The organism is Nitrosophilus sp., assembly GCF_982775275.1.
In genome coordinates, this window is sequence record NZ_CEXZHP010000283.1 from 1 (window position 1) to 1,417 (window position 1,417).

Genomic DNA, 1,417 nt, shown 5'->3' on the forward strand with positions numbered 1-1,417 from the left:
AAAGGTTTTCTTTAACACCCCCTTTAACTTTTCTTTGAGGGGTGTTATCGTTTTCTTTAACGGGGGTAAGGGTGATAATTCGCTTGTCAATTTGCTTTGTTCCTTTGATGTATAAAAAAGTAACGTTGATGTATTCCTTTTTTGCCAGTTGGTTTACCCATTTAGAAATAGTAACCTTGGACACTTTGTATAATCCAGAAAAGTAGCCATTGGAAGCCCAACACTTCCCGTTCTTATTTGTCAAGGCTGTTATCTCCGAGTACAGTAATTTAGCGTTAGGAGTCAGGTCTTTATCGTACCTCACTTCCGCAGTTATTATTGAGTAGTAGCTTGGGGTTTCCATTATTCGTTGAAATTAGTTACAGGTAAGTTATATTCCATTCCAACATAGTTGATATGCTTTCGGGTTGTCATGCTCCAGTAACCTAATTCTTGTATATGGTCACTATTAATAATCGCTACTTTAGTGGTGTAAGACCAAACCTCATTGAAATTCTTGATTGATAGATTTTTAGTGTACTTGCTTAGTTTCTGAGTAGTCATTTTGTTTTGTTTTAGTGATTAGTATTATAGAACGTTAATGATGTCGCTTCCTGTGTAAACAGCACAGTAGTCTATTCTTGCTTGTTTTAAACCTAAATTTTCAGCAATATCCCAAACCTTATCCATCGTGTAATCGCTTGAGGTAAGGACATAAATTCTGCCATCCGTTGTGTAACGTAATTGAGTGTTACCTAGACCTTGTTCGTATAATTCTTTTGCTAGTGCTTTGAACTCGTTTTGTGTGAACCTTAATGCTAAATTTGACATGATGCTTTGTTTTAATTAGTATGACACAAATATAAAACTATTTTTCAGAACACAAAAGAAAAGGGGAAAAAAAAAGAGGAAACTTTTAAATCTCCTCTAATTTTAACAAATCAACCAACATCCTAAAACGGAAGTCCTTCCTTAGAGTTTTCAATACTGGGATTACCACCCCCTGTTTCAACCTCACATTTCCAAGCACGAAGGCTTACAAAGTGCTTGTCTTTCCACTCTCTACCCGATATATTAATACTGAACGTAAATGTTTCACCGACTGCTAACCTTCCACCGACATCACTTATCTTATCATTGATAAGCTCTAAAGGAACTGTCGCATCGTACTTGACACCTTCTTGTTCTACGAGTACCACTTGTTTTTCAAATTTATCCGAGAACTTTTCTATGTCATGGATTTTAACTACTTTACCTCTTAATTGCATATCGTTTCCAAATTTAAAGTTAGACTCTTACTATGTTTCTGTATTCTTTCTAGTTTGAATTTCAATCCAGAATTTTCGTTTTTCAATCTAATAATCTTTTCATGTAATTCATGAACCTTATCTTGGCTCTTTTTAAGGACATCCATTTCTAATTCCGAGTTATTAATTGC

Annotated in this window: 5 protein-coding genes; all 5 read right to left on the reverse strand. The window is 34.9% G+C overall.

Annotated elements, in window-relative coordinates; genetic code table 11:
* A partial coding sequence (locus tag AC30RD_RS09265; protein WP_489494251.1) for a helix-turn-helix domain-containing protein occupies window positions 1-343 on the reverse strand: 343 nt, incomplete at its 3' end.
* Window positions 343-543 carry a DUF8033 domain-containing protein gene (locus tag AC30RD_RS09270; protein ID WP_489494252.1) on the reverse strand — a complete coding sequence of 67 codons (201 nt, stop codon included), beginning with the start codon at window positions 541-543 and terminating at the stop codon, window positions 343-345. The genes AC30RD_RS09270 and AC30RD_RS09265, both read right to left, overlap by 1 nt.
* A 24-nt stretch (window positions 544-567) precedes the next feature.
* Complete coding sequence (locus AC30RD_RS09275; RefSeq protein WP_489494254.1) at window positions 568-810, reverse strand: hypothetical protein; 243 nt, start codon at window positions 808-810, stop codon at window positions 568-570.
* A 122-nt stretch (window positions 811-932) separates the two neighbouring features.
* Complete coding sequence (locus tag AC30RD_RS09280) at window positions 933-1,247, reverse strand: DUF3127 domain-containing protein (protein WP_489494255.1); 315 nt, start codon at window positions 1,245-1,247, stop codon at window positions 933-935.
* Window positions 1,238-1,417: hypothetical protein (locus AC30RD_RS09285; RefSeq protein WP_489494257.1), on the reverse strand; the 180-nt coding region annotated here is incomplete at its 5' end. The genes AC30RD_RS09285 and AC30RD_RS09280, both read right to left, overlap by 10 nt.